The 25,891-nt window shown below is 68.7% G+C and carries 23 protein-coding genes; 8 read left to right on the top strand and 15 right to left on the bottom strand.

The window, feature by feature from the left end:
- Positions 1 to 122 precede the first annotated feature (122 nt).
- On the top strand, positions 123 to 2,099 hold the full coding sequence (locus tag EDC25_RS06310) for a UvrD-helicase domain-containing protein (protein WP_123521103.1): 1,977 nt from the start codon (positions 123 to 125) through the stop codon (positions 2,097 to 2,099).
- 64 nt (positions 2,100 to 2,163) lie between these two features.
- Here EDC25_RS06310 and EDC25_RS06305 read toward each other — a convergent pair whose 3' ends face one another.
- Both EDC25_RS06305 and EDC25_RS06300 read right to left on the bottom strand, forming a co-directional pair.
- Complete coding sequence (locus EDC25_RS06305; protein ID WP_123521104.1) at positions 2,164 to 3,519, bottom strand: hypothetical protein; 1,356 nt, start codon at positions 3,517 to 3,519, stop codon at positions 2,164 to 2,166.
- Positions 3,516 to 4,445, bottom strand: a complete 930-nt coding sequence (locus tag EDC25_RS06300; protein WP_123521105.1) for a LysR substrate-binding domain-containing protein — start codon at positions 4,443 to 4,445, stop codon at positions 3,516 to 3,518. The genes EDC25_RS06305 and EDC25_RS06300 overlap by 4 nt, the downstream gene beginning before the upstream one ends.
- A gap of 72 nt (positions 4,446 to 4,517) precedes the next feature.
- Between EDC25_RS06300 and EDC25_RS06295 the strand changes: the two genes are divergently transcribed.
- Entirely contained in the window at positions 4,518 to 5,531 is a 1,014-nt protein-coding gene (locus EDC25_RS06295; protein WP_123521108.1) for a YeiH family protein, read from the top strand.
- Positions 5,532 to 5,574: 43 nt separating this feature from the next.
- Here the strand turns inward: EDC25_RS06295 and prpF are convergent, their stop codons facing one another.
- The 9 genes from prpF to EDC25_RS06250 form a co-directional block, all read right to left on the bottom strand.
- Positions 5,575 to 6,771 carry a 2-methylaconitate cis-trans isomerase PrpF gene (gene prpF / locus EDC25_RS06290; RefSeq protein WP_123521106.1) on the bottom strand — a complete coding sequence of 399 codons (1,197 nt, stop codon included), beginning with the start codon at positions 6,769 to 6,771 and terminating at the stop codon, positions 5,575 to 5,577.
- 408 nt (positions 6,772 to 7,179) lie between these two features.
- Positions 7,180 to 7,371 carry a hypothetical protein gene (locus tag EDC25_RS06285; protein ID WP_123521107.1) on the bottom strand — a complete coding sequence of 64 codons (192 nt, stop codon included), beginning with the start codon at positions 7,369 to 7,371 and terminating at the stop codon, positions 7,180 to 7,182.
- Positions 7,372 to 7,759: 388 nt separating this feature from the next.
- Entirely contained in the window at positions 7,760 to 8,668 is a 909-nt protein-coding gene (gene folP / locus EDC25_RS06280; protein ID WP_484573172.1) for a dihydropteroate synthase, read from the bottom strand.
- 25 nt (positions 8,669 to 8,693) lie between these two features.
- On the bottom strand, positions 8,694 to 8,909 hold the full coding sequence (locus EDC25_RS06275; protein ID WP_123521054.1) for a hypothetical protein: 216 nt from the start codon (positions 8,907 to 8,909) through the stop codon (positions 8,694 to 8,696).
- A gap of 1 nt (position 8,910) precedes the next feature.
- Positions 8,911 to 10,833, bottom strand: a complete 1,923-nt coding sequence (ftsH, locus tag EDC25_RS06270; protein WP_123521053.1) for an ATP-dependent zinc metalloprotease FtsH — start codon at positions 10,831 to 10,833, stop codon at positions 8,911 to 8,913.
- 54 nt (positions 10,834 to 10,887) lie between these two features.
- Complete coding sequence (rlmE, locus tag EDC25_RS06265; protein WP_123521052.1) at positions 10,888 to 11,517, bottom strand: 23S rRNA (uridine(2552)-2'-O)-methyltransferase RlmE; 630 nt, start codon at positions 11,515 to 11,517, stop codon at positions 10,888 to 10,890.
- A 159-nt stretch (positions 11,518 to 11,676) separates the two neighbouring features.
- The gene (locus tag EDC25_RS06260; protein ID WP_123521051.1) at positions 11,677 to 12,384 is read right to left on the bottom strand and encodes a hypothetical protein; all 708 of its coding nucleotides are present in this window, start codon (positions 12,382 to 12,384) and stop codon (positions 11,677 to 11,679) included.
- 13 nt (positions 12,385 to 12,397) lie between these two features.
- Complete coding sequence (locus EDC25_RS06255) at positions 12,398 to 12,997, bottom strand: hypothetical protein (protein WP_123521050.1); 600 nt, start codon at positions 12,995 to 12,997, stop codon at positions 12,398 to 12,400.
- 40 nt (positions 12,998 to 13,037) lie between these two features.
- Positions 13,038 to 13,679 (bottom strand): hypothetical protein, encoded by a 642-nt coding sequence (locus EDC25_RS06250; protein WP_123521049.1) that lies wholly within the window; start codon positions 13,677 to 13,679, stop codon positions 13,038 to 13,040.
- A 551-nt stretch (positions 13,680 to 14,230) separates the two neighbouring features.
- On the opposite strand from EDC25_RS06250, the gene EDC25_RS06245 reads away from it, so the two are divergent.
- Both EDC25_RS06245 and EDC25_RS06240 read left to right on the top strand, forming a co-directional pair.
- Positions 14,231 to 15,985 (top strand): cation:proton antiporter, encoded by a 1,755-nt coding sequence (locus EDC25_RS06245; protein ID WP_123521048.1) that lies wholly within the window; start codon positions 14,231 to 14,233, stop codon positions 15,983 to 15,985.
- A gap of 5 nt (positions 15,986 to 15,990) precedes the next feature.
- Complete coding sequence (locus EDC25_RS06240; protein ID WP_123521047.1) at positions 15,991 to 16,959, top strand: mitochondrial fission ELM1 family protein; 969 nt, start codon at positions 15,991 to 15,993, stop codon at positions 16,957 to 16,959.
- Positions 16,960 to 17,096: 137 nt separating this feature from the next.
- On the opposite strand, the gene EDC25_RS06235 is transcribed toward EDC25_RS06240, so the two are convergent.
- The 4 genes from EDC25_RS06235 to fabA all read right to left on the bottom strand — a co-directional run bounded on the left by EDC25_RS06235 (position 17,097) and on the right by fabA (position 22,616).
- On the bottom strand, positions 17,097 to 19,094 hold the full coding sequence (locus EDC25_RS06235; protein WP_132577313.1) for a serine/threonine-protein kinase: 1,998 nt from the start codon (positions 19,092 to 19,094) through the stop codon (positions 17,097 to 17,099).
- A 185-nt stretch (positions 19,095 to 19,279) separates the two neighbouring features.
- Positions 19,280 to 20,713 (bottom strand): choice-of-anchor Q domain-containing protein, encoded by a 1,434-nt coding sequence (locus tag EDC25_RS06230; RefSeq protein WP_123521938.1) that lies wholly within the window; start codon positions 20,711 to 20,713, stop codon positions 19,280 to 19,282.
- Between the two features lie 180 nt (positions 20,714 to 20,893).
- Complete coding sequence (gene fabB / locus EDC25_RS06225; protein WP_123521939.1) at positions 20,894 to 22,102, bottom strand: beta-ketoacyl-ACP synthase I; 1,209 nt, start codon at positions 22,100 to 22,102, stop codon at positions 20,894 to 20,896.
- 1 nt (position 22,103) lies between these two features.
- Positions 22,104 to 22,616, bottom strand: coding sequence for a 3-hydroxyacyl-[acyl-carrier-protein] dehydratase FabA (gene fabA / locus EDC25_RS06220; protein ID WP_205984951.1), 513 nt, complete (start codon positions 22,614 to 22,616; stop codon positions 22,104 to 22,106).
- Between the two features lie 29 nt (positions 22,617 to 22,645).
- Between fabA and EDC25_RS06215 the strand changes: the two genes are divergently transcribed.
- Genes EDC25_RS06215 through EDC25_RS06200 form a run of 4 tightly spaced genes read left to right on the top strand, consistent with a single transcriptional unit; the run spans position 22,646 to position 25,727 of the window.
- Positions 22,646 to 22,861, top strand: a complete 216-nt coding sequence (locus tag EDC25_RS06215) for a hypothetical protein (protein ID WP_132577312.1) — start codon at positions 22,646 to 22,648, stop codon at positions 22,859 to 22,861.
- A gap of 33 nt (positions 22,862 to 22,894) precedes the next feature.
- On the top strand, positions 22,895 to 23,944 hold the full coding sequence (locus EDC25_RS06210) for an ABC transporter substrate-binding protein (protein ID WP_123521941.1): 1,050 nt from the start codon (positions 22,895 to 22,897) through the stop codon (positions 23,942 to 23,944).
- The gene (locus EDC25_RS06205) at positions 23,941 to 24,954 is read left to right on the top strand and encodes a FecCD family ABC transporter permease (protein WP_123521942.1); all 1,014 of its coding nucleotides are present in this window, start codon (positions 23,941 to 23,943) and stop codon (positions 24,952 to 24,954) included. Before EDC25_RS06210 ends, EDC25_RS06205 begins: the two co-directional genes overlap by 4 nt.
- A complete protein-coding gene (locus tag EDC25_RS06200; protein ID WP_123521943.1) occupies positions 24,954 to 25,727 on the top strand; it encodes an ABC transporter ATP-binding protein in 774 nt (257 codons plus the stop codon). The genes EDC25_RS06205 and EDC25_RS06200 overlap by 1 nt, the downstream gene beginning before the upstream one ends.
- Positions 25,728 to 25,891: the final 164 nt, after the last annotated feature.

The raw sequence follows: 25,891 nt of genomic DNA, 5'->3' as shown, positions 1-25,891 counted from the left end.
GCTTCGCCTGGCAGGACTCGCCCGGGGAATCACGCCGCCTCCACGATGTCAGGCGATCCAGTCAAGTCTGTGGCGGTCGCAGCGGGCATGCGATCATCGGCACTGATCCTGACGCCTGAGCCGTGCAACTCAATCCCGCCCAGAACGCCGCCGTGCGGCACATCGATGGCCCGCTGCTGGTCCTGGCCGGCGCCGGTTCAGGCAAGACGCGCGTGGTCACCGAGAAACTGGCCTATCTGGTCGAGCGCGGATTCGCGCCGGAGCAGCTGCTGGCGATCACGTTCACCAACAAGGCGGCGCGCGAGATGCGCGAGCGCGCGGCCGCGCGCCTGCGCGCCCAGGCCGAAGGGCTGACGATCTGCACCTTCCATGCGCTGGGCCTGCGCATGATGCAGGCCGAGGCACGCTTCGCCGGCCTGCGTCCGGGCTTCTCCGTGCTGGACGCCGACGAGAGCTTCAAGCTGCTGAAGGAGCTGGCGCCGTCCGGGATCAGCAAGGACAACCTGTTCTGGCTGAAGAACACGATCAGCCAGTTGAAGAACCAGGGCCACGACCCCGGACAGGCGATGGCGCTGGCCGGCGGCGCTCGCGAACGCCAGGCGGCGGAACTGTACGCCAGCTACCAGAAGCGTCTCGCCGCCTTCAACGCGGTGGACTTCGACGACCTGATCCGGCTGCCGGTGGCGATGCTGGAAGAGCACGAAAGCCTGCGCTCGCGCTGGCAGGCGCGCTACCGCTACCTGATGGTGGACGAGTACCAGGACACCAACAGCGCGCAGTACCGCCTGCTCAAGGCGCTGGCCGGCGAGCGGGGCGCCTTCACCGCCGTCGGCGACGACGACCAGTCGATCTATGCCTGGCGCGGCGCCGATCCGGAAAACCTCAACCGCCTGGGCGAGGACTATCCTGCCCTGCGCATCGTCAAGCTCGAACAGAACTACCGCTGCGCCGCGCGCATCCTGCGTGCGGCCAACGCGGTGATCGGCCACAACCCGCGCGTGCATCCGAAGACGCTGTGGAGCGACCTGCCGGAAGGTCCGCCGATCCGCGTGCTGGTCTGCCGCGACAACGACCACGAGGCCGAGCGCGTCGTCGGCGAGCTGATCGCGCGCAAGGAGAACGGCAAGTGCCGCTGGTCGGACTGCGCCGTGCTCTACCGCGGCAACCACCAGGCACGCGCGCTGGAACAGGCGCTGCGCCTGACCAGCACGCCCTATGTGATCGCCGGCGGCGATTCGCTGTTCGACTGTGCCGAGGTCAAGGATGCGCTGGCCTACCTGCGCCTGATCGCCAATCCCAGTGACGACGGCGCTTTCCTGCGCGTCATCAACACGCCGCGCCGGGAGATCGGTGCGACCACGCTGGAACGCCTGGGCGAACAGGCGGCGCGACTCAATCTCTCGCTGTCGCAGGCCGCAGGCCAGGACAGCGTGCTGGCCCAGCTGCCGGCGCGCCCGTCGGCGGCGTTGGCGCAGTTCGAACACCTGCTGTCGGAATGGCGCCGGCAGGCCAATCGCACCGCGCCCGACGAGCTGCTGGCCGAAGTGCTCGACCGCATCGGTTACAGCGAATACCTGGACACGCTCGACAAGACGCCGGAGCAGCGGCAGCGCCGCCAGCGCAACATCGACGCGCTGAAGAACATCCTCGCCGGCTTCGCGCGGCAGCGGCGCAGCGGCCTGGCCGAGCTGACGCAGGTGGTGAGCCTGCTCAGCGATGCCGACGACGACGATCGCGACGGCGTGCGCCTGATGACCCTGCACGCGGCGAAGGGCCTGGAATTCCGCCATGTCGCGCTGGTCGGCCTGGAAGACGGCACGTTCCCGCATGCCTCGGCAGTCGATGAAGGCCGCGTCGAAGAGGAACGCCGCCTGTTCTATGTCGGCCTGACGCGCGCCAGGCAGACGCTGCTGCTGAGCTACAGCGAGAAGCGACGCCGCTTCGGGTCGGTGGAAGCCTGCACGCCCAGCCGCTTCCTGGACGAACTGCCGGCGAAGGAACTGCACTGGGAAGGCCGCGAGCCGGAACGGGATGCCGAGCATGCCCGCGACCTCGCGGCGGCTCACCTGGCGCGGATGGCGGCGTTGCTGGACGGCTAGCCAGGCACCGCCGCCCGCCACGCATGCACGCAGTCGCATAGGCCGCTGGCGCCTGGACCTCGCCTCAGGGCACCGACAGTTCGAAGCCCGGCGAAAGCCAGAACGGAATGCGGTATTCGCGGCGGCGGTGCAGGCCGCTGTCGTCGCCTTCCGGATTCCAGACCACGTGCAGGTCATAGCGACCGGGCGCCAGGCCCTGCATCGGCAGGTAGGCCTGGAAGCCGCGCCAGCCCAGGTCGCGACGCTCGGTGGCGACGAACGTGGACGGATCCACCAGCGTGTCGCCCAGGCGCACCTGCCAGAGGCGCGCGGTGCAGTCGTGTCGCGGCGCCTGCCCCTGGCCCGAGCTGGCACAGGTTTTTGCCAGCAGCGCGTTGTCGCGCGCCGGCATGTGCGGCAGGAACAGGCGCAACCAGGCTTCGGCGATGCGGTCGGACGGAATGGTGGGCACCGGCTGGCCGGCCTCGGCCGACGTGCGCATGTCCTCGTAGTGCACGCTGCGCAGTCCTTCGTTGAGGCTGTCGTCATCGAACCAGCTGTAGTTGCCGAGCAGCGAGAAGCGGCCCTCGGCCGCCACCGTCAGCGAGCCTGCCAGTGGCACCAGGAAGATCAGCAGGCCGAGCAGCACCGAAAAGCGCGTCGTGTGTGAACTGCCATGCGTTGTCAGCTGCAACGGCAGGATCAGGCGCATGGGCAGAATGTTGTTCACCCGCAGCAGAAGTTCCATGCAGCGGCGCAGTCCTACTCGCCTGGCGAGCGCCGGACGAAGAGGGATTACCCAGTTGTCGATGGTCCAGGCGATCAGCGCGGCGACAACCGGCGGCATCAGTATGGCGATAACGATCCAGGCGAGGACGCGCTCGGAGAGGCCGAGATAGGACACCGCCAGGCTGGCAAGCGCGATGACGGCGCTGATAAGTATCGACATCCAGACCACAGCGATGGCGACCACATTGGCCGTCGCGAAGACGATCGACGCTGTCCGGTCGGCCTGGTCGATGACGCTGTCCATGTCCGGCAGGCGTCGCTGGTAAAAGTCGCGAGTGAAGGGTCCGACGTTCTTCGCCTTGTCCCAACGGATGCCCGTCGGGAAGGCTGATTTCAGGCCGACCAGGCCGATCCAGTAGGAGCGCACGACGATGTGCAACAGGAACAGGCCGGCCAGCGCGTAACACAGGCCGATGCCCATCTGCGCGGCCAAGCCCAGCGTGGTGTGCAGTGCACCTTCGAGATGAACGTGGCTGCGCATCCACAACGCGAGCAGATAGCTGGGCGCCGACAGCAGCGCGAACACGGTAAGGCCGGAGACCAGCAGCTCCAGTTCGTCGGTGCGCTCGCGCAGGCGCTCGAAGGCAATGCGACGATGCTTCGTTTCCGCTGCGGGCTCGGCCGCCGGTGTCTCGATCGGATCCGTCATCATGGGCGCGCTCGTGGAGAACCAGCGGCCAGTGTAGGTGCGGCACGCCGGTCGGCGGTAGCGTTTGCCAGGAACGCGTCGAGCAGCGGGCCTCGCCAGCGTCGCCGGTGCGTGACCAGTCGCAGTCCACGCTTCAATGGCAGGAATGGCGTCGGCAGCACCTGGAGCCGGCCGGCCGCATGGTCGAGCGCGACCGCGACCTGCGGCAGCAGTGCCAGCCCGAGCCCGGCGATCACGGCCTGCTTGATCGCTTCGGCCTGGTCCAGCTCCATCACGACATGGCCGGCCGGCAACGCCGCCAGCACGCGCTCGGTCTGCACGCGCGTCGCGGAACCACTTTCGCGCAACACCCAGCGTGCGCCTTCGAAGTGTTCGGGCCGCAGTCGCCTGCGGCGTGCCAGCGCATGCGTGGGCGCGGCGCAGATGCACAGGCGGTCATCACGCCAGAACTGCTGGTCCAGATCGGGATGGGCGACATCGCCCTCGACACAGGCGATATCGACATCGAAGGCGAGCAGCCGCGTGATGACGGTCGACGTGTTCTCGACCTGCAGGCGAACGTTGACCTTCGGATGCGCGGCGATGAATCCGCCCAGCAGGTCGCCGACCAGGTAATTGCCGACCGTATTGCTGGTACCGATGCGCAGCTCGCCGACCAGCTCGCCGTCGCTGTCCGCGCCCTGCGCGAACTCCTCCAGCCGCAGAAGCAGCTCCTGCGCCCGCGGCAGCAGGCGACGACCGTGCTCGTTCAACACCAGCCGACGCGAGGCGCGATCGAATACCGGCCGGCCGAGAATGCACTCCATGTCGGCCAGCGCCATGCTGACCGCCGGTTGCGTCAGGTGCAGGCGCTCCGCGGCGATGCGCACGCTGCCGGTGGCCGCCGTGGCGGCGAAGACCTGGAGCTGGCGCGGACTGACGGTGATCATCAGGAATCCTTATCGAACCGGGAAGACATTCTAAATGGACTGATCGTCGAGCCGGGCGCATGCTGCCCGGCCATGTCCACCATCACCCTGCCCTGGTTTCGCCTGCCTGCGTTGCTGCCCGGCCTCGCACTGGCTGCCGCGGTGGCGATGCTCGCGCTGGGGATCGCCGGCCTGCCATCCCTTGCCGCGCTGCATCTGGCTCCGCTGACGCTGGCCATCCTGATCGGCATGGCGATCGGCAATGTCGCCGGTCCGCGCCTGCCCGCCGCCGCGCCCGGCCTGGCGGCAGCGCAGCGCCACCTGCTGCGCGCCGGCGTCGTCGCCTACGGTTTCCGCCTCGATGCGCACGACATCGATGGCATCGGCAGCGGCGCCTTGCTGGTCGCGATGCTGATCGTGGCCAGCACCCTGGCCCTGGGCACGTGGTTCGGTCGGCGCTGGCTGGGACTGGATCGCGACAGCGCGCTGCTGACCGCGGCGGGCAGCGCCATCTGCGGCGCGGCCGCCGTGCTGGCTGTCGAGCGCTGCCTGCGTGCCGACAGCGCCAAGGTGGCGATGGCGGTCGGCACGGTGGTGCTGTTCGGCACCACCAGCCTGTTGCTGTATCCGCTGCTGCCGGCACTGCTCGACCTGACGCCGCGGCAGTTCGGGATCTACACCGGCGCCACCGTGCACGAAGTGGCGCAGGTCGTCGCCATCGGCCAGGCGCTGGGACCGGAGGTCGCCGACAGCGCCGTGGTGGTGAAACTGGTGCGCGTGCTCATGCTGGTGCCGGTGCTGGTCGTCATCGGCCGGCTGGGCATCCGCGATGACCCCGGCAAGGCTCGCGCTGCGGCGTTCCCGTGGTTCGTCGTCGCCTTCGCGGCGGTGGTCGCGATCAATTCACTGCTGCCGCTGTCCGTCGCCTTCCGCGAGGCCATGCAGCTGCTGTGCACGCTGCTGCTCGCGACCGCGATGGCCGCGCTGGGAATGAACACGCGCTTCGCCGCGCTGCGGGCCGTCGGCAGCCGCCCGCTGTGGCTGGCACTGCTGCTGTTCGCATGGCTGACCGTGGGCGGCTACGTGCTGGTGCGCCTGCTCGCCTGAAGCGGCACGACCGTGCGGCGTGCGCCGGCTGGCGCGTCGCCGATCAGCCCGGCACGTCCGCCGGCACGCGGACGAATCCTTCCATCAGGATGCGTGCGCTGCGGCTCATCACCGCCCGCGTGACCTGCCACTGGCCTTGGACCTGCGCGACCGCGGCGCCGACACGCAAGGTGCCGGAAGGATGGCCGAAGCGCACGCTTTCGCGCGCGCCACCGCCGGCGGCGAGATTCACCAGCGTGCCGGGCACGGCGGCGGCGGTGGCGATCGCCACCGACGCGGTGCCCATCATCGCGTGGTGCAGCTTGCCCATCGACAGCGCGCGGACGTTGAGGTCGATGTCGCCGGCGGCGATGGCCTTGCCGCTGCTGGACACGTAGTCGCGCGGCGGCGCGACCAGCGCGACCTTCGGCGTGTGCTGGCGCGTGGCCGCTTCGTCCGCGGAACGGATCAGGCCCATGCGCAGCGCCCCGGCGACGCGCACGGCTTCCAGGCGCGCCAGCGCGGCGGCATCGCCATTGATCGCCGGCTGCAGTTCGGTGCCGTCATAGCCGAGGTCGGCGGCGTTGACGAACACCGTGGGAATGCCCGCCGTGATCATCGTCGCCGGCAGCGTGCCGACGCCTGGCACTTCCAGCGAATCGACCAGCTGGCCGGTGGGGAACATCGCGCCGCCACCTTCGCTCTCGCCTTCATCGGCCGGATCGATGAATTCCAGGACGATCTCGGCGGCCGGGAAGGTCACGCCGTCCAGTTCGAAATCGCCGGTTTCCTGCACCTGGCCGTTGCTGACCGGCACGTGCGCGAGGATGGTCTTGCCGATGTTCGCCTGCCAGATGCGCACGGTGCAGACGCCGTTGCCGGGGATGCGCGCGGGATCGACATAACCGGCGTGGATGGCGAAGGCGCCGGCGGCCGTCGACAGGTTGCCGCAGTTGCCAGACCAGTCGACGAAATCGCTGTCGATCGAGACCTGCCCGTACAGGTAATCGACGTCATGGCCGGTCCGGGTCGACGGCGAGACGATCACGCACTTGCTGGTGCTGGAGGTGGCGCCGCCCATGCCATCGGTCTGCTTGCCGTAGGGATCGGGCGAGCCGATCACGCGCTGGAACAGCACGTCGCGCGCGCGGCCGGGCACGCGCGCCGCCTCCGGCAGGTCCTCGAGGCGGAAGAACACGCCCTTCGACGTGCCGCCGCGCATGTAGGTGGCGGCGATGCGCAACTGCGGTGAATGGCTCATGGTGCGTCCTGCTGTGATCCGGCATCCCGCGGCGGGATGGAAGACGCAAAGCGTAACCGTTCGACACGCGCTTGGCAGGACCGATGCGGCCGCCTGCGGATGCTTCGGCGGCGGCGGCAGGGATTGCGCAGGGGCGACGGCGATAGCAGGCCGGACGGGGCGCCGCTTTCGAGCCGGTCCAGCCCGGGCGGCGACCTGTACAGCGATGAACGCGACCCGGCGCCATCCGCTCATTCCGAGCCGCTGGTCCGCGGACGCCGGCACGCAGGCTGGCTGCCTTCGCGGCTCGCACCGGAGGGCGCCGCAGGCGTCGCAGGCGGTCAGGACATGGCCGGCGCACGGCCGCGATGCACAGGGATGGGGTGGTAACTGGCGCCGCGCAGGATCGGCGTCGCCGACGCCTTGCCCTCAGGCCTCGGCGGCCATCCGGGCCAGGCGGCAGCTCAGGTCGAGCGCTTCGCGCTGGGCGCGACAATAGGTCTGGCGCAGGGTTTCATCGGAGGGCTGCGAGGCCAGTCGCTGGCCGATCTCGGTCAGGAACGCCTCGAGGACGCCCAGACGACTCTGGCAATCGAACATCCGCTGGATCCGCATCGGCATCCCGTGTCCTCCCTACCGCCCCGTCCCTGATCGTGACTTCGCGCCACATCTGCTGTGACCGGTGTCGCGATTTGAAGCCAGACTAGCAATCCCGGGAGGGACTGCAAGTACCTGCAACAATTGTTTACAGATGGGCGCCGCCGGAACCGGCTTGCGATCGTTCGACCTGTGCTTCAACAACACCAAGGCATGCTGCCCGTGATCGAGAGGCTCAAGTGGCAGCTGGAAAGACTCGATCCCTGGCCTCACCGGCATCATCCGGCGCGCCGGCCCGGCGGCGGAGCCGTTGCACGGCCCGGCGGGAGTGCCCTGGCGCATCGTCGCCGGCCCTTCATGGGGCCAGCCATCAGGCCGGTCGGCTTGCCGGCTTTCTCCGCGGGCCCTGACGCTATTCGTCGTCGGGCCATCGGATGGCCGGCGCTGCGCCCGCCCGCGCGGAAGGCAACCGCCCGGCCGCGGCGGCGACCGCCGCCTGCACGCGCAGCGCGTCACGGGTCGCGGCGACGTCGTGGACCCGTAGGATGCGCGCGCCGCGCTCGGCGGCCAGCACGGCCGCGGCCACCGAGCCATGCAGGCGCTGCGCCGGTTCGTCGCGGCCGGTCAGCTCGCCGATGGTGCGCTTGCGCGACAGTCCGGCCAGCAGCGGAACGCCCAGGTCGGCGAAGCGGTCCAGTCCGGCCAGCAGCGCGAGGTTGTGTTCGCTGGTCTTGCCGAAGCCGAATCCGGGGTCGATGACGATGCGCCGGCGCAGGATGCCGGCCAGTTCGCAGGCGAGGATGCGGTCGGCAAGGAAGCGCCTGACCTCGCCGATGACGTCGTCGTAGTGCGGCGCGTCCTGCATGCTGCCAGGCTCGCCCTGCATGTGCATCAGGCAGACGGCGGCGGCGCTGTCGGCGACCGCCGACAAGGCGCCTTCGCCGCGCAGCGCGGCGACATCGTTGACCATACCGGCGCCGGCGGCGATGGCCGCGCGCATGACCTCGGCATGTCGGGTATCCACGGAGACGATGCGGTCGCTGTCGCGCACCAGCGCCTCGATGACCGGAATGACCCGGCGCAGCTCCTCGTCCAGCGGAACCGGATCGGCGCCAGGGCGCGTCGATTCGCCACCGATGTCGAGGATGTCTGCACCTTCCTCCGCTAGCCGCAGTGCATGCGCGACGGCCGCCTCGGTGCTGGCGTGCCGGCCGCCATCCGAGAACGAATCCGGGGTGACATTGACGATGCCCATGATGCGCGGCCGGTCGAGCGCCAGTGTGCGGCCGGCGCAATCGATCACGACGGCGGACGGGTCGATTTCGAACATGCTTGCGCTCCCTGCTTCAGCGCGGCCCGGAAAGGCGCGCCGCCTGCCGGATGCCGACGAGGAAAAGCAAGAGGCCCGGCACCATCAGTGCCAGGCCCCATGGATTGCCGGCAAGGACCAGGTGGACCAGGCCCATGCCGGCCAGTGCGCCGCCGAGTCCGGCGGCCGCACGGCTCAGGACCAGCGCCAGGACGCGCCGGAGTCCGGGCCCGGACGGCTCTGGACGCCGCACTTCAGGTCTGTGGCTGCGGCGTTCCGACAGGGCCGGTCGGCTCGCCGGCGTCCGGCTTGCCGTTGCCGCGAGGCGGCTTGCTGCTGTCCCAGTCCTTGGGCGGCGGCGGCGTGCGGCCTTCCATGATCGCGTCGATCTGCATCGCGTCGATGGTCTCGTACTGCAGCAACGCCTCGGCCATGACATGCAGCTTGTCGATGTTGTCCGTCAGGATCTGGCGGGTGCGCTGGTAGGCCTTGTCGAGGATGTCGCGGACGACCTCGTCGATGCGGCGCGCCGTCTCGTCGGACACGTTCTTGTGCTGGGTCACCGAACGCCCCAGGAACACCTCGTCCTCGTCCTCGGCGTAGGCGATCGGGCCCATCTCGTCGGACAGGCCCCACTTGGTGACCATGTTGCGGGCCATCTTGGTGGCGCGTTCGATGTCGTTGCTGGCGCCGGTGGTGACCTTGTCGGCACCGAAGATCAGTTCCTCGGCGACGCGGCCGCCATACAGCGAGCACAGCATCGATTCGATGTGCGTGCGGTTGTAGCTGTACTTGTCCCCTTCCGGCAGGTACATGGTCACGCCCAGTGCGCGACCGCGCGGGATGATGGTGACCTTGTAGACCGGGTCATGCTCGGGCACGACGCGGCCGACAATGGCGTGGCCGGCCTCGTGGTAGGCGGTCAGTCGCTTCTCGTCCTCGCTCATGGCCATGGAGCGCCGCTCGGCGCCCATCATGATCTTGTCCTTGGCGCGGTCGAAGTGCTTCATGGTGACCGACTTGTGGTTCTCACGGGCGGCGAACAGCGCCGCCTCGTTGACCAGGTTGGCCAGGTCGGCGCCGGAGAAGCCCGGCGTGCCGCGCGCGATGGTCGCCGGATCGACGTCGTCGGCCAGCGGCACCTTGCGCATGTGCACCTTGAGGATCTGCTCGCGACCCTTCACGTCCGGCAGGCCGACCACCACCTGGCGGTCGAAGCGGCCCGGGCGCAGCAGCGCCGGGTCGAGCACGTCGGGCCGGTTGGTGGCGGCAATGACGATGATGCCTTCGTTGCCTTCAAAGCCGTCCATCTCGACCAGCAGCTGGTTGAGCGTCTGCTCGCGTTCGTCGTGGCCGCCGCCCAGGCCGGCGCCGCGATGGCGACCGACGGCGTCGATCTCGTCGATGAAGATGATGCAGGGCGCGTGCTTCTTGGCCTGGTCGAACATGTCGCGCACGCGGCTGGCACCGACGCCGACGAACATCTCGACGAAGTCGGAACCGGAAATCGAGAAGAACGGCACCTTGGCCTCGCCGGCGATGGCGCGCGCCAGCAGCGTCTTGCCGGTGCCCGGCGGGCCGACCATCAGCACGCCGCGCGGGATCTTGCCGCCCAGCTTCTGGAACTTGGACGGATCGCGCAGGAACTCGACCAGCTCGCCGACTTCCTCCTTCGCCTCGTCGCAGCCGGCGACGTCGGCGAACGTGACCTTGACCTGGTCTTCGCCCTGCAGCTTGGCGCGCGAACGGCCGAAGCTCATGGCGCCGCGGCCACCGCCGCCGCCCTGCATCTGGCGCATGAAGAAGAACAGCAGGCCGATGAACAGGATGAAGGGGAACCAGTTCAGCAGGATGTCGAACAGGCCCGGGCCGGATTCAGGCGTATCGCGCGTGACTTCGATGCGGCTGTCCTTGCCGAGCAGGTCGTTCATCAGTTCCTGGTCGCGGCGCGGCGCATTGACGCGATAGCGCGAGCCGTCACCGCGGGTGACCTGCAGGGTGATCTCGTCCTGGCCGATGTGCACCTTGGCGACGCGGCGGTCACGCACTTCCTGGATGAAGGTCGAATACGCCACCTCGCCCGCACCGCCCGCCGGCGGCGCGAAACTGCGGAAGACCGCCATCAGCACCACGGCGACGACGATCCAGAGAAGGAGGTTCTTGCTCATGTCATTCATGGTGGCAACAGTACCAGCTTGGCGCCGGGAGGGCTGATGGGAGGGTAAACAGGCTCAGGCCTGTTCCGGCTTGCGGCCGGTGGCCAGGGCATAGACCTCGGGACTGCGCGCCCGCGACGCCTTGGGCTTGCGTACCACGACCCTGGTGAAGGCGCGGCGCAGGTCGCGGACGTAGTCGTCGAAACCCACGCCATGGAACAGCTTGACCAGGAAGTCACCACCGGGCTTCAACCACTGCAAGGCGAAATCCCTTGCCAGTTCAGCCAGATGCATCGCCCGGGCCTGGTCGACCGATTCGACACCACTCATATTGGGGGCCATATCGGACAGCACAAGGTCGACCTGCTGGCCGGCGAGCAGGCCTTCCAGCGCCGCCACGGCGCTGTCCTCGCGGAAATCGGCCTGGATGAAATCCACGCCAGGCAGCGACGGCATGTCGAGGATGTCCAGGGCGATCACGCGACCCTGGCCGCCCAGCGTCCGGGCCGCCAGCTGCGACCAGCCGCCGGGCGCGGCGCCGAGATCGACGATGACCATGCCCGGACGGATCAGCCGGTTCTTGTCCAGCAGCTCCTCGAGCTTGTACGCGGCGCGCGAACGCAGCCCCTCGGCCTGCGCCTTTTTCACGTAGGGATCGCTGAAGTGCTCGCGCAGCCAGCGGTGGGAACTTTTCGAGCGGCCCATCAGCGGCAGGACCGCCTGGCGACCGGCCGCAACGGCCCGGTCCTGTAATCGGAGTGACTCATGGCGGCATGATACCGGCTCGCCCCCGGTACGGCTGGCCGCGACCGCGACCACCGCGGCGACCGCGCGGACGGCAGAGCCATCCGCGCGGCGCCTTGATCAGCCGTTCCAGTAAACGCGGACTTTCTGGAGCCTGACATCGTCTCCGTAGTCGACCGGGATCGAAAACATGGCGCGCACGTAATAGACGCAGACGCGATTGTCGACGTACGTCACGGGGATGGTCGCCCAGTTGAAGGCATTTCCGCCGCTCTCGCTGCCGCCTTCCACCATCGCCAGCTCGGTCACCTCGGCCGCGGCGCCGGTGAAAGGAGGCTGGCATACCTCGTAGAGAGCGACATCGACGCCCCTGGCCGGGTTGGTGTCGTGCGTCCAGACATCGAGGTACATCAGCCTGCGATCATCCTTGAGGAGAATCGGGGCATCGGCGAAACGGTTCGGCGTGCCCGGCTCGATGGACAGGTAGTAATTGCCGCCGGTGTTGTAGAGCGCGGACTCACTGAGAAACCTGAAGTCCGAAGCCTGCACCGTGGCCCAGTTCACGCCCGGGCCACCGACCTCGGCGCTTCCGGCACGTTGTTCGCGCGCCCGACGCTCCGCCAGCCGTTCCTCCTTTGACCGCGTGTCACTTGCGGGAACCAGCCGCCGCAACGGCGGGCCATCCGGGTTGAAGCCCCTGGCTTCCAGCTGCACGGGATCGGTGATCCACTCGTATTCGCGTTCGCCTGCAAGCGTTGTCCCGGACGCCGACAGCGCCGCCAGAACGATCGCTCCGGCGATAGGGGTGCTGATGCGTTGATTGCACATGGTCGGGTGCTCCTCAGAATGCTTCGCGGAATGCGCTGCGGAAAATCCGGTCGGTCAGGGAGCTCTGGACCCGGATCTTCATGATGCGCAGCGCTCCTGGATACGCGGCGCACGCCGACGCCGCAGACCCCATTTCCACCTCCACCACGTAGCGGCACAGTGCGTTGTCGGGCATCTCGGTCGAATCGACCCCGATCAGCGCCGAAAAATAGCCGGGCGCCTCGGCGACCGAAGTGGTGCCGATCGTGGTCATGACCGGGGGAACAGGGTGGAGGAAATTCGTGCACGAGCGCCGCAGACGGATGTCCAGGTCCGCGGTGAGGTCCGCCTTCTGGCCCCATATACGTACAAAATGGATCTGGCGCAGATCGGGCAGCATGAATGGATAGCGGATCAGACGGCTGCCACCCGGGCCGCCGTTGGCGCAGTCGTACGACGACGAGTTGTCGAAGTTGCTGATATAGGCAGCGGTATGGGCCGACGGATCGGCGGCGGTGCCCACCCAGCCGACGTAGTCCATGTTGTTGTAGGCCGGCGTTCCGCGCAGCTCGATATCATCGGCACGCAACCCGGTACCGGTGAAGGCGGCGAGCGCGAGGGCGACCGTGGCCATCAGGGGTTTCGCGAGTGTCATTTCGTCTTCTCCCGACAATTCACGGACTGGTCGAATACTGGATGCGCGCCCGGCGGAACGTCGTCTCCCCGCCCCCGCCGCAGCCCGTCCCGAAACGGGCCCGGATGAAATACGAGCAGAGGTTCGTGTTCGTCGGCTCTGCGGAGATGTTCACGTAGTTCGTGAAGTCGCCCGGCGACCCGCTCGAGCTCACCATGCCCAGGATGGTGTTCTGCGGGTCACCCGGATCCACGGTGGGGAGACAGCTGCGAAACAGGATCGCGGCGACATCGTGGCCGGCCGCATTATCGTAAGCCCACAGGCGCAGATGGGTGATGTAGACGTTGTGAGGCACATCCACCCGCGCATCGGCGAATCGCTCACTGCCGGTACACCAGTGCGCCCCGGAATCCGTGATCGCCGCGTACTCGTATGGCGCCGTCCTTCCCCGCAGTTCGTAACCGAATACATGGGCCCAGCCCACCCCGGTCGGCAGTGTTCCGCGCTCACCGGGCGCATCGCTCCCGATGAAGTCCGGATCACCGCCCACCGACTCCAGAACGATCACGTCATCGCCACCACCATGCCAGCTGTCTGGCGCTGCCTGCGCCGCGACCACTCCCACAGCACTGGACAGTGCCACCGACACCAGGCCTGTTTGGACCTTTCGCCAGCTGTTCATGAGACTTCCCTCCTTTGATTGCCCCATCCGACCGAGGACGTCCGCCTGGACCCGAAGCGACCCGCGGACCCGCCCCCATGTAGACGCGATATCCGGAAAAAGCCCGACACGCCGGCGCATCTCTTGTCCGGCCGTCATCGCGAGCGCGCACCGGCAGTGGCCGCGACCCGCCGGAGAGGAGGGCCGGTGTGCCCGGAGCGCGACGTGATGCTTGATCCGGTTGTCCCTGCGTTCCCGCAATTGTCGCAACCTGCGGGTGCAGGATCAATCGATGGCTTGCTCTTTGCCTGAGGTGGAGAACACCTGTCCCCGTTGCCGTTTCCGGCGCTCCTGTACTGTTACGCAATTACGACGTTTTTCCGGCCATCGCGGAAAAATGCGGGCGACGTGTCCGACGCCCGCCGCCGCGGTGGGCGCTGCCCGACCACGGCCGCGCACGGGCAGTCGGCCGCAGCGGATCCCCGGGCCTTGACCCTCGCTCCGGCGCGGCGGGGGCGCCGTCGATGGCCCGGCACTCGCTGGCGCCGCGGGCCAGCGGTTAGCATCTGCGGATGCATCCCATCACCCTGCTCCAGGACCTGGCGACCATTCTGGTCTTCGCCGCCGCGGCCACCCTGCTCTGCCATGCCCTCAAGCAGCCGGTCGTGCTCGGATACCTGCTCGCCGGCCTGCTGATCGGTCCCCATACGCCGCCCTGGCCGCTGATCGCCGACGAACACACCATCGAATCGTTCGCCGAGATCGGCCTGGTGATGCTGATGTTCGGCCTCGGCCTGCACTTCTCGATCGGCAAGCTGCTCAAGGTCGGCCGGATCGCGGTCGTCGTGGCACTGATCGAGGTGGTGGTGATGGTGATGCTGGGCTACCTGCTCGGTCGCGCCTTCGGCTGGTCGGTGATGGACGCGGTGTTCCTGGGCGCCATCCTGTCGATGTCGTCGACGACCATCATCATCAAGGCCCTGCAGGACCTGAAGATGACGCACAGGCCGTTCGCGCAGATCATCTTCGGCACGCTGATCGTCGAGGACATCATCGCCATCGCCATGCTGGCGCTGATCTCGACCGCCAGCGCCGCCGGCGGCAGCGAAGCGGTCGATGTCGGCGCGGTGATGCTCAAGCTCGGCGAGTTGGCCCTGTTCATGGTGCTGACCACCGTCGCCGGCCTGCTGCTGATGCCGAGGCTGTTCGCCTTCGTGTCCCGCTTCGGCAGCAACGAGATGCTGCTGATCACCGCGCTGGGCGTCTGCTTCGCGATCTCGCTGCTGGCCTACCAGCTTGAATACAGCATCGCGCTGGGCGCCTTCCTCGCCGGCGTGCTGGTCGCGGAAAGCCCGGCCGGGCCCAAGGTCGAAGCCGTGGTCGAACCGGTGCGTGACATGTTCAGCGCGGTGTTCTTCGTCGCCATCGGCATGATGATCGAACCAGCCACGCTGGTGGAGTACTGGATGCCGGTCACCCTGATCACTTTGCTGGTCGTGGTCGGCAAGGTCGGCACCTGCGCGCTCGGCGCGTTCATTGGCGGGGCACCAGCGGTGCGCGCCTTGCGCTCCGGCATGGGCATGGCGCAGATCGGCGAATTCAGCTTCATCATCGCCCAGCACGGCACGGCCGCCGGCGTGGCGAGCGGCTTCCTGTATCCGGTAACGGTGGCGGTGTCCGCCGTGACCACGTTCCTGACGCCCTACCTGATCAAGTCGTCGGACGCCTTCAGCAAGCTGCTGTCGCGTTTCCTGCCGACGCGACTGAAGCTGCCGCTGCGCTACTACCAGCGCTGGCTCGAATCCTTCGGTGACGTCGCCGACGACGAGCGCGCCATGATCCGCCGCATCCTGCGCCGGATGACCCTGTACATCCTGCTCGACCTGGTGCTGATCATCGCGATCCTGGCCTTCTCCGGCCTGGCGGCGCGACGCTTCGACGCCGAGCTGGAGGCACTGCTGCCGCACCTGTCGTGGGCGCTGCCGATCGCGGCGCTGGTGCTGTGCCTGCCGATCATCATTCATGCCATCGGCAAGCAGCGCGCGCTGGCCATGGCGCTCGCGGACGTCGGCGTCGGGCCCAACCGGCCCTTCGGCCGCGCCCTGATGCGCCACCTGCTGTTCGCGCTGATGCTGCTGCCAACGGTGGCGATCGTGCTCGGCTTCACGATGGCCATGGTCGGTTCCTGGCCGGGCCTGGTCCTGCTGCTGGTCCTGCTCGCCGTCGCCGGCGTGCTGTGGCAGCGACTGGCCAGCCTGTACACGCGCGCGCAGCTGGACATTACCGCGACGCTGGCGGAACGGCCGGCGGAACCGGGCCATCACTGACCGGCATGACCACCTGCTGGGTCATCACCGACGGCGCCGCCGGCAATCGCAACCAGGCGCTCGCCCTGGCCCATGGTCTCGGGTTGGCGCCGCAGGTGTTCGATATCCGGCTGTCTGCGCCATGGTCATGGCTGTCACCTTTCTCGGCGCGTGACCCGCGACGCATGCTTGCGACGGTTCCGGACGGTCTCGCGCCGCCATGGCCCGACCTGGCGATCGGCTGCGGCCGCGCCGCTGCCGGCGTTCTGATCGGCCTGCGACGCCTGTCCGCCGGACGCACCCGCGTCGTGCAGATCCTCGACCCGCGCTGGCGGCGCGCGTCGTTCGACGCCCTGGTCGTGCCAGAACACGACGAGGTGACCGGCGACAACGTCATCGTCAGCACCGGCGGCCTGCATCGCATCGACGACGACTGGCTTGATGACGGCCGCAGACGCTTTCCGGCGTTCGCGGCCCTGCCCTCACCGCGGACCGCAGTGCTCATCGGGGGGGCCGTGCGCGGCCTGCCCTTCGACGCCGGCTATGTGGATGGCCTGCTCGACGCACTGGAACGGGATCATTCCCGCGACGGCGGCAGTTTCCTCGTCACCTGTTCGCGGCGGACGCCGCCGGCGCTGGCGCAGCGCCTGCGCCAGGCCTTCGGCACCTGGCCCGGCGTGTTCTGGGCCAGTGGCCATGACGGCCTCAATCCCTATGCGGGATTGCTGGGCTGGGCGGACCGCATCGTCGTCACGCCCGACTCCAGCAACCTTGTCGCGGAAGCCTGTGCCGTCGGTGTGCCGGTGCAGGTCCACCTGCCCGCGGGCATCGCCCTGCCAGGCAAGCGCCGGCGGCTGCTGGACCGGCTTCTCGGCACCGGACACCTGTCCTTGCTTGATCATGCGCTGCCGGGTACGGCTGCGGATCGCCCGGCGCCGCTGCGCGAACTGCCGCGCATTGGCGCACGGCTGCGCTCCAGGCTTGGTATGGAATAACGCCGGCGCACCGGCACCGCGGCCTGCGCTGCCGCCCTGCGCCATCGAACTCGCCGGCTGATGGCCTCATCGCCAGGCAAAAAAGAAGCCCGCGACTCGACGTCGCGGGCGGCAGTAAGGAACGCTTGCGGGGAAAATTAGCCGCGCGAGGTCTGGCGCAGCACCGGCGCGACGACGCGGGCCAGTGACGAGAGCTCCGGATCGAGTGCTTCGTTGGCACGCTGCTCGGCATTCAGCGCGGCGAACTCGACCTTCTGGCGGAAGCCCGACGACAGCGGCTGGCCGGTCTGGGTGTCATAGGCACGCACGCTCAGGTAGGCCGTGTAGGCGACGTCATGGCGACCGTAGAAATGCAGGTCGCGGCTGCCGATGGGCTCGGTGCGCACGATCACCACCACGCGGGCGTGACGGCGGGCGGCGCGGATCAGCGACGCGGTGTCAGCAGCGGACAGGCCGGGCACGGTTTCCGCATCCACCAGGCGATGACCGGCGCCGGAAAGGTAGTCCTCGATGCGCTGCTGCGCCGGCAGGCTCAGGGCGCTGTCGCCCTGCGCGATGACGACGAAGCGCGGCGGCGGAGGCGGCTCGGCGGCGGCACGCGCCTGTGCCGGACGACTCGGCTGCGGCGTGCTCTGCGCGCCCGCGCGGAGCCCTTCGCTCGAAGCCGGTGCCGTCGCCGGCGGCTGGCTGTCGACGCTGGCGGCCAGCGCCTGCGGATCGCTGCCGGCAACGGTAGCCGTGCTGGCGGACTGGCCGGCCACCGACTGTGACGCCTGCGTCTCCCCGCCGGCCTGCACCATCGCCGGGGCATCCCCCATGGCGACAGCTGTCGGCGCCTGCGACGGCGACGCCGAAGCGTTCTCCACCTGCGGCGGGGCCGCATCCATCGCGCCGGTTGCAGGGGAAGCCGACGTCAGCGCCGCGACCGGCAGGTCGTTGGCATGGCTCGGCGGAACCGGATTGCTGACCTTTCCGGCGACGAAGCCGTCGCGGAAACCGTTGGCAAACCCGGTGAAGTAGTCGCGGAAGGCGTAGCCGGTGCCGGCCAGGACCAGCGCGGCGAGCGCGAGGCCGGCGACCAGGCGCTGGCGACCGGTTGGATCGTTGGCGGCAGCCGGCGCGCGCACCAGCGTCGCTTCCGGATCCTGCGCGGCGGCGGCTGCCGGGCGGGGACCGCGCGGGCGCGTGTCGGCGGCGTCGGCATCGGCGCGCGATACCACCGGCGGCGGCGTCGGCACGCGCGGCTGCGACAGCGCGGCGATCACGGTCTGGCTGTCGCTGGGCGGCACGACGGGGACCGACAGCGGCTTGCCGTCGGCGACCAGCGGATGCCGCGCCAGGTCGGCGGCCAGTTCACGCGCGCTCTGGTAACGGTCGTCGGCGTTCTTTGCGACCATCTTCGCCAGGATCGCCGCCGTCTCCGCGTCGACCTGGTCGTTCAGTGTGTGGATGTCGGGAATCTGCGCATTCACCACTTCCAGCATCAGGCCCAGCGGGCTGTTGTCGGTGAACGGCATGCGGCCACTGAGCATTTCGAACATCACCACGCCCAGCGAGAAGATGTCCGAGCGCGGGTCGATCGGCAGGCCCTTGCAGATTTCCGGCGAGACGTAACCCGGGGTGCCGATGAACTCACCGGTGCTGGTCAGCTTCTGGCCGGGATCGTTGGCGGCCAGTGCGATGCCGAAGTCGGCCAGGCGCACGCGGCCCCTGGTGTCCACCAGGATGTTGCCCGGCTTGATGTCGCGATGGATGACGCCGCGGTCATGCGCGGTCGCCAGGCCCTGCGCCGTCTGGTGCAGGATCTTCAGCGTGTCGGCGACCGGCAGCTTGCCGAGGCGGCGGAGCATGTTGCCCAGCGCTTCGCCTTCGACGAATTCCATGACGAAGAACGGGCGGCCGTTCTCCTGGCCGATGAAGTGGATGCCGACGATGTGCGGATCCGAGAGGGCGGCCATCGAACGCGCCTCGCGCAGGAAGCGCTCGACCAGGGCGGGGTCGTCAGCCAGCGCAGGCGCCAGTTCCTTGATGGCGACCACACGGCCCAGGGCCGGATCCAGCGCCTTGTGCACAACGCCCATGCCACCCCGTCCCAGCTCGGCGACGATCTCGTAATGTCCCAGACGACCTTTCATGACAAACTCCAGATGGGGCTACCGCACGGACAATCCATGCTACTCCTCAAACGCAAAAGGCCGGAGAAAGTCGCCAGTCCGGCCCCGCCCGTTCAGCTTCAGGCCGGTCTGGTGGCCGCCGGACAGGCGGCCCGGCCCGGACCGGCAGGCGCCGGAATGCCGACGCCCCCGGAACCACCGCCAACTCAAGGCAGCGCTTCGAAGCCGTCGGCGAACAGCGTGTCGTCCAGCGGGTGTTCGTAGGCGCCGACGTCGCAGCGGGCGTGGCCATCGCCATTGCCATCGATCGGCCTGGCATTGCCCAGTACATCCTGGGCCAGGCAACCCTTGTCATCGCCGCCATCGATCACCGGGCTGCCGGCGGCGAACCGGACAACCGGCACAGCCGGGCTGTAGTCCACTTCGACGGGACCCAGCACGGCGTTGGCGGCAATGCCGGGCACCAGCAGCCCGCAGGTTCCGTCGGCGGCAAGATTGCCGGCGTCCAGCCCCGGCATCTCGATCGTCCAACCCATGCAGGCCTTGCCGCCGGCAGTCGGTGCGAACACGTTGTTGGCCACGTTCTCGACAATGGCGCTCTCGAAATACACGTGACCGGCGGCATCCGCCGGCGCGAGGTTGTGGTGGAAGGTGTTGTGGACCAGGGATGCGGAAACGAACAGCGCGTACAGGGCTCCGGCCGACAACGCTCCTTCGTTGCCGTGGAAGGTGTTGTTGTGCGCCACCAGACTGGCCCGGTTGATGTCCTGGTTGCCGCGGACGAAGACCGCACCCGCCCAGTCCGAGAAGTTCGCGGTAAAGGTATTGCGTTCCAGGACCGCATCGCAGGCAACGCAGTCGATCAACACCGCGCCAGCCTGGCCACGCCCCGGCGTGGCGGTGCTGAAGGCGAAATTATCGTGGAAGAAGGAATCGCGGATGACGGCGCTGTCCGTGGTCGTCACCGCACCGCCCCTTGAAACATGGCCGATGGCGGTGTTCGTGATGAAACGGCTGCGCTCGACCAGCAGTTCCCCATGCGTAGTGATGGCGCCGCCGGAGGCGACGTCGGACTGCGTGCCGCCCTGCGTACTGGCAAAGCTGTGACTGATTTCGCTGTCACGTATGGTGACGAAACCGAAGTTCCAGAAGATCGCGCCGCCCCGTGCCCAGCCCGAGGTCTGCACGACGGCGCAGTTGTCGAACCGGCTGTTCTGGATGACCAGCGTGGAAGACGGACCCGCCGCGTGCGCGGCCAGGCAGCCGCCCCCTTCATCCGTGGCGCGACCGGAGGAGAGGGTGAGGCCATTCAATTCCAGGCGGCTCAGCGTCGATGCGGCAACGAGCAGGGGGAACGTATCGTTGCCGGCAATGCGTGGATTGTATCCATTGCCGTGGATGGTCAGCTGGGCCGCCGTGAGCGTCGGCAGGGTGCTGCCGAGCTGCACCAGGCCATCTTGGGGAAAGGGGCCGTCGAAGCGGACCTGATGCGCGCCAGGACCCGCGGCATTGGCCTCGTCGATGGCCGAGCGCAACGAACCCAGGCCGCTGTCGTGGGTGTTGGTGACGAAGAACACGGCCGCACTGGCGGACAGCGGACAGGCCAGCAGAAGGGCCAGGGCGGATATGAGGCGCGTCATGGGTTTCTCCGGAGAACAGGCAGTCCCCTCCTTACGCAGGACCTGCCTGGAACCGGACAGGCCGACGTGCGCGACGCTTACGTGGACGTCGGCAGCGGCGATCGCCCACTGGCCCGGCCCATGCAATCCGGGGAGCGGCCGCATCGCGCACGGCGACACGGCCCCGGTCCCGCAATGCGCTCAGACGCGCGCGAAGACCAGCGAGGCGTTGTTGCCGCCGAACCCGAAGCTGTTCGACATCACCGTCTCCAGTCGCGCCTCGCGGCTGGCCAGCACGATCGGGCAACCTTCGGCACACGGATCCAGGCGGTCCACGTTCGCCGAGCCGGCGATGAAACCGTCGCGCATCATCAGAAGGCTGTAGATCGCCTCGTGCACGCTGGCCGCGCCCAGGGAATGCCCGGACAGCGACTTGGTGGACGAGATCGGCGGCATCGCATCGCCGAACACGGTGCGGACCGCGTCGAGCTCGACGACGTCACCGACCGGCGTCGCCGTCGCGTGGGCATTGAGGTAATCGATGGGCCGATCCAGCCCTTCCATCGCCTGCCGCATGCAGCGGACCGCGCCCTCGCCTGACGGTGCCACCATGTCGGCGCCATCGGACGTCGCGCCATAGCCGACCAGTTCGGCATGGATGTGCGCGCCGCGCGCACGGGCGTGATCGTAATCCTCGAGCACCAGCATGCCGCCACCGCCGGCGATCACGAAGCCGTCGCGGTCGGCGTCGTAGGGACGCGATGCCGTCTCCGGCGCATCGTTGCGGGCCGTGGACAGCGCGCCCATGGCGTCGAACAGGCAGGTCATGCCCCAGTGCACTTCCTCGCCGCCACCTGCCAGCACGATGTCCTGGCGGCCGGCACGGATGAGGTCGGCGCCCATGCCGATGCAGTGCGCCGAGGTGGCGCAGGCGGCGGATGGCGAGATGCCGACGCCACGGATGCCAAAGGCCGTCGCCAGCGCCGCCGACACCGTCGAACACATCGTACGTGGAACCATGTATGGACCGATGCGGCGCACGCCACGCTCGCGCAGCAGGTCGGCGGCGGCGATCTGCCACTGTGCGGAGCCACCCCCGGAACCGGCGATGACGCCGGTGCGGTCGTTGGCGACCTGGTCCTGGCGGAGTCCGGCGTCGGCGATGGCCTGTGCCGTTGCGACATGGGCGTAACCGGCCGCGTCGCCCATGAAGCGGCGCAGCTTGCGGTCGATCACGGCGTCCAGGTCGATGTCGGGAACACCGGCGACATGGCTGCGCAGCCCCATTTCCATCTGGTCACGCTGGTGGCGGATGCCGGAACGGCCTTCGCGCAGCGCCGCCGAAACGGTATCGGCGTCGTTGCCCAGGCAGGAGACGATGCCGATGCCGGTCACCACAACACGACGCATCTCAGAAGCCCTCGGTCGAAGCGAACAGACCGACGCGCAGATCCTTGGCGGTATAGATTTCCCGGCCATCCACGCTGGTGCGGCCGTCGGCGATCACCAGGTTGAGCTTGCCGCGGATCACGCGCCGGATATCGATCTCGTACGTCACCCGCGATGCGCCCGGCAGGATCTGGCCGGTGAACTTCACCTCGCCGACGCCGAGGGCGCGACCACGGCCGCTTTCACCCAGCCAGGGCAGGTAGAAACCGGCGAGCTGCCACATCGCATCCAGTCCGAGGCAGCCGGGCATGACCGGATCGCCGATGAAATGGCAGTCGAAGAACCACAGGTCGGCGCGGATATCGAGCTCGGCGCGTATCACGCCCTTGCCATACGCACCGCCGTCGCTGGCGATATGCGTGATGCGGTCGAACATGAGCATGGGCGGCGCCGGCAGCCGGGCGTTGCCGGGACCGAACATTTCGCCGCGCGCACAGGCCAGCAGCTGCTCGCGGTCAAAGGATGCAGCGGACATGATTTTTCATCTTGTAGCGAAGACAGGCCATGCTGGCGGAACCGATCCAGTGGGTCATTGACCTGTATCAACGGGTGGCCCGCATGATGCTATGGCATGGCGGCCATGTCGATCAGCGCGTTAAGGAACGGTTTCGCCGTTCGGTAAGATGGCGCATTCCACGGCGGATTCCGGGCTTCCCGCCGCATTCGATTCCCGACCGGAGTAACCAATCCGATGGCTGCGCGACCAGAGTTCCGATGTGATGCGCGCACGTCCCGTGCAAAGGTCGGCATCGCATGAACCGGCGCTCGTTCCTGTCCCTGCTCGCCCTGGCGACGCTGTGCTCCCGTTCATCGCGATCGTTGGCGCGCGAGGGCGGTGTTGCCGCCCGTTTCGGCGAGCTGCCACCAGCAGGTCGCGTTTCCCGGGTGTTCGCGGCGGGCTCGCCGGCGGCGGTGCTGGCCTGCGTGCTGGCGCCGGGAAAACTGCTGGGCTGGCCGATGCGGATGGACGCGGCCGCGCGGGCGCTGTTGCCGGCACCCGCGGCCGACCTTCCTTTCCTCGGCCGCCTGTCCGGACGCGGCAGTACGGTCGGCACCGAAACGCTGCTGTCGCTCAGGCCCGACCTGGTCCTTGATGCCGGCAGCGTCAATCCGCTGCATCTGTCCGGCGCCGAGCGCGTGTGGCAGCAGACGGGCCTGCCGTACGTGCTTGTCGATGGCCGGCTCGAAGACCATCCGGCGCAGTTGCGCGAGGTCGGCAGGCTGATCGGAGCGGCAGGGCGCGGCCGGGAGCTGGCGGGCCTGGCCGCGCACATCCTCGACCGGGTGCGGGCCGAGGCATCGGCGAACCGTGACGAAGCGCCGCCGCGCGTCTATTACGCCCGCGGCAGGGACGGCCTGGAGACCGGCCTGGCCGGCTCCATCAACATGGAGGCGATCGAATTCGCGGGCGCGAGCAACGTCGCCGCTGAAGCCGGCAGCGGCGGCCTGACCCAGGTGTCGATGGAACAGATCCTCGCCTGGAACCCGGACGTGCTGCTGACGCAGGATGCCGGCTTCGCGCGCCGCGTCCGTGGGGACCGGCTGTGGCGGTCCGTGCGGGCGGTGCGCAATGGACGTATCCATGTCGCCCCCATCCTGCCCTTCGGCTGGCTCGACGGTCCGCCCGGCGTCAATCGCCTGGTCGGGCTGCCGTGGCTGTTGCCACGGCTGTATCCGCACCGTTATCCCGGGTCGGATCGCGGGCGCCTCGACCGCTTCACCGCGGAAACCTTCGAGCGCTTCTATGGCAAGGCGCTGCCCGCGGCGCTGGTCGCGGCCGCGGCGGATGGCGAGGCCGGATGAGACCGGGTCCGCGCAGGTCGCTGCCATGGCTGGCTGCGCTCGCGGGCCTGCTCACGGTGCTGGTGATCGCCTGCTGCGCCGGCAAGTTTCCGCTTCCGCCGGAGCAGCTGCTGCGCGCGCTGCTGGCACGCCTGGGATGGGCCGACCCGGTCGATGCGACGGTCGATACCGTCGTCTGGAACATCCGGCTGCCGCGCATCGCCGCCGGCCTTGCCATCGGCGCCGTGCTCGGGGCGGCCGGCGCGGCCTACCAGAACATGTTCCGCAATCCACTGGTATCGCCGGACATCCTTGGCGTCTCCGCTGGCGCCGGGCTGGGCGCGGCGGCGGCGATCTTCCTCGCACTGCCGCTGGTCGCGGTGCAGGCCATGGCCTTTGCCGGCGGCCTGCTCGCGGTCGTAGCGGTGTACCTCGTCGCCCGCTCCGTGCGACGCCATGATCCCGTGCTGGTACTCGTGCTCGCCGGCGTTGCCGTCGGCACGCTGCTTGGCGCTGGCATCTCGCTGCTGAAGATCCTTGCCGATCCCTACACGCAGTTGCCCAGCATCACGTTCTGGCTGCTGGGCGGCTTGAACGCGGTGACCGGCGGCGACCTGCTCGCCGCTTTACCGGCGATGCTCCTGGGCCTGCTGCCACTGGCACTGCTGCGCTGGCGCATCAACCTGCTGAGCCTTGGCGACGAGGAGGCGGCGGCACTCGGCGTCGAGGTGCGACGACTGCGTGCGCTGCTGATCGCGGCGGCGACGCTCGGCACCGCCGCCGCCGTTTCGCTGGCCGGCATCATTGGCTGGGTCGGGCTGGTGGTGCCGCATGTCGCCCGCCTGGTGGTCGGCCCGGAGTTCTCGCGCCTGCTGCCGGCTTCGCTGCTGACAGGCGCCGGCTTCCTCGTCGCCACCGACACGCTGGCACGGACGGTGGCGCCCATGGAACTGCCGCTGGGCATCCTGACCGCCATCGTCGGCGCCCCGTTTTTCCTCGTATTGCTGGCGCGCGGGCGAGGCCACCGTTGATGTCTGGAGAACCCCTGCTCAGGTTGCTGGAACTGGAGGCGGGCTACGCCGGGCACACCGTGCTCCATGGCATCGACCTGGCGCTGTCACGCGGCGAGGTGGTGTGCCTCCTTGGACCCAATGGCAGCGGCAAGACCACGCTGTTGCGGACGCTGCTCGGCCTGCTGCCGCCACGGGCAGGCCGCGTCGAGCTGCTCGGCGTGGCACCGGCGCGCTGGTCGCGCGCGGCGTTCGCCCGCCATGTCGGCCACGTTCCGCAGGCCCACGAGGTGCAGTTCGCCTTCAGTGCCGAAGACATCGTGCTGATGGGGCGTGCGTCGCGTGTCGGCCTGTTCTCGACCCCGTCACGGCATGACCGGGACATGGCGATGCAGTGCCTGGCCACCCTGGGCGTCGCCCATCTCGCGTCGCGCGTCTACACCACGCTCAGTGGTGGCGAACGCCAGCTGGTGCTGATCGCGCGCGCGCTGGCGCAGGAGCCGTCGATCCTGGTCATGGACGAGCCGACTGCGAGCCTGGATTTCGGCAACCAGCTGCGCGTGCTCGAACACGTCGACCGCCTGCGCGGCCTCGGCCTGGCGGTGCTGATGTCCACGCACCAGCCCGAACACGCGTTGCGCGTCGCCGATCGCGTGCTGTTGCTCGCCCAGGGTCGCGTCCTTGCCGAAGGGCCGCCGGAGCCGACGCTGACGGTGGCCAACCTGGCGGCGCTGTATGGCGTACCCGAAGCGGTCATTGGCCCCGTGTGGGCGGCGAGGCCCCCATCGACCTAGCTGGGTCGCTCCTTTTGCACGGAGACCTTGCACGGTTCGTGCAGCGTGCTTGGGCATCCCGGCGCCCGCGCGGCCCAAATCATTGATTCTTCGATTGGCACGCCTCGTGCGTAATGGCACTCGCGCTTCACTTCCCGCGTCCCACTTAGTCAAGGAGCACGACC

Source organism: Pseudofulvimonas gallinarii, from assembly GCF_004343305.1.
Lineage (GTDB): Bacteria > Pseudomonadota > Gammaproteobacteria > Xanthomonadales > UBA2363 > Pseudofulvimonas > Pseudofulvimonas gallinarii.
This window is presented reverse-complemented; position numbering and strand designations above follow the sequence as displayed.

Excerpts from the sequence above, each read along its gene's own strand:
- prpF (WP_123521106.1), bottom strand. The coding sequence starts at position 6,771 with ATGAGCCATTCACCGCAGTTGCGCATCGCCGCCACCTACATGCGCGGC.
- EDC25_RS06295 (WP_123521108.1), top strand. The coding sequence starts at position 4,518 with ATGTCCACCATCACCCTGCCCTGGTTTCGCCTGCCTGCGTTGCTGCCC.
- EDC25_RS06250 (WP_123521049.1), bottom strand. The coding sequence starts at position 13,679 with ATGAACAGCTGGCGAAAGGTCCAAACAGGCCTGGTGTCGGTGGCACTG.
- EDC25_RS06230 (WP_123521938.1), bottom strand. The coding sequence starts at position 20,713 with ATGACGCGCCTCATATCCGCCCTGGCCCTTCTGCTGGCCTGTCCGCTG.
- EDC25_RS06245 (WP_123521048.1), top strand. The coding sequence starts at position 14,231 with ATGCATCCCATCACCCTGCTCCAGGACCTGGCGACCATTCTGGTCTTC.
- fabA (WP_205984951.1), bottom strand. The coding sequence starts at position 22,616 with ATGTCCGCTGCATCCTTTGACCGCGAGCAGCTGCTGGCCTGTGCGCGC.
- EDC25_RS06255 (WP_123521050.1), bottom strand. The coding sequence starts at position 12,997 with ATGGCCACGGTCGCCCTCGCGCTCGCCGCCTTCACCGGTACCGGGTTG.
- EDC25_RS06235 (WP_132577313.1), bottom strand. The coding sequence starts at position 19,094 with ATGAAAGGTCGTCTGGGACATTACGAGATCGTCGCCGAGCTGGGACGG.
- EDC25_RS06240 (WP_123521047.1), top strand. The coding sequence starts at position 15,991 with ATGACCACCTGCTGGGTCATCACCGACGGCGCCGCCGGCAATCGCAAC.
- ftsH (WP_123521053.1), bottom strand. The coding sequence starts at position 10,833 with ATGAATGACATGAGCAAGAACCTCCTTCTCTGGATCGTCGTCGCCGTG.
- EDC25_RS06300 (WP_123521105.1), bottom strand. The coding sequence starts at position 4,445 with ATGATCACCGTCAGTCCGCGCCAGCTCCAGGTCTTCGCCGCCACGGCG.
- EDC25_RS06285 (WP_123521107.1), bottom strand. The coding sequence starts at position 7,371 with ATGCCGATGCGGATCCAGCGGATGTTCGATTGCCAGAGTCGTCTGGGC.
- fabB (WP_123521939.1), bottom strand. The coding sequence starts at position 22,102 with ATGCGTCGTGTTGTGGTGACCGGCATCGGCATCGTCTCCTGCCTGGGC.
- EDC25_RS06210 (WP_123521941.1), top strand. The coding sequence starts at position 22,895 with ATGAACCGGCGCTCGTTCCTGTCCCTGCTCGCCCTGGCGACGCTGTGC.
- rlmE (WP_123521052.1), bottom strand. The coding sequence starts at position 11,517 with ATGGGCCGCTCGAAAAGTTCCCACCGCTGGCTGCGCGAGCACTTCAGC.
- EDC25_RS06205 (WP_123521942.1), top strand. The coding sequence starts at position 23,941 with ATGAGACCGGGTCCGCGCAGGTCGCTGCCATGGCTGGCTGCGCTCGCG.
- EDC25_RS06200 (WP_123521943.1), top strand. The coding sequence starts at position 24,954 with ATGTCTGGAGAACCCCTGCTCAGGTTGCTGGAACTGGAGGCGGGCTAC.
- EDC25_RS06305 (WP_123521104.1), bottom strand. The coding sequence starts at position 3,519 with ATGATGACGGATCCGATCGAGACACCGGCGGCCGAGCCCGCAGCGGAA.
- EDC25_RS06260 (WP_123521051.1), bottom strand. The coding sequence starts at position 12,384 with ATGTGCAATCAACGCATCAGCACCCCTATCGCCGGAGCGATCGTTCTG.
- EDC25_RS06215 (WP_132577312.1), top strand. The coding sequence starts at position 22,646 with ATGCTGGCGGAACCGATCCAGTGGGTCATTGACCTGTATCAACGGGTG.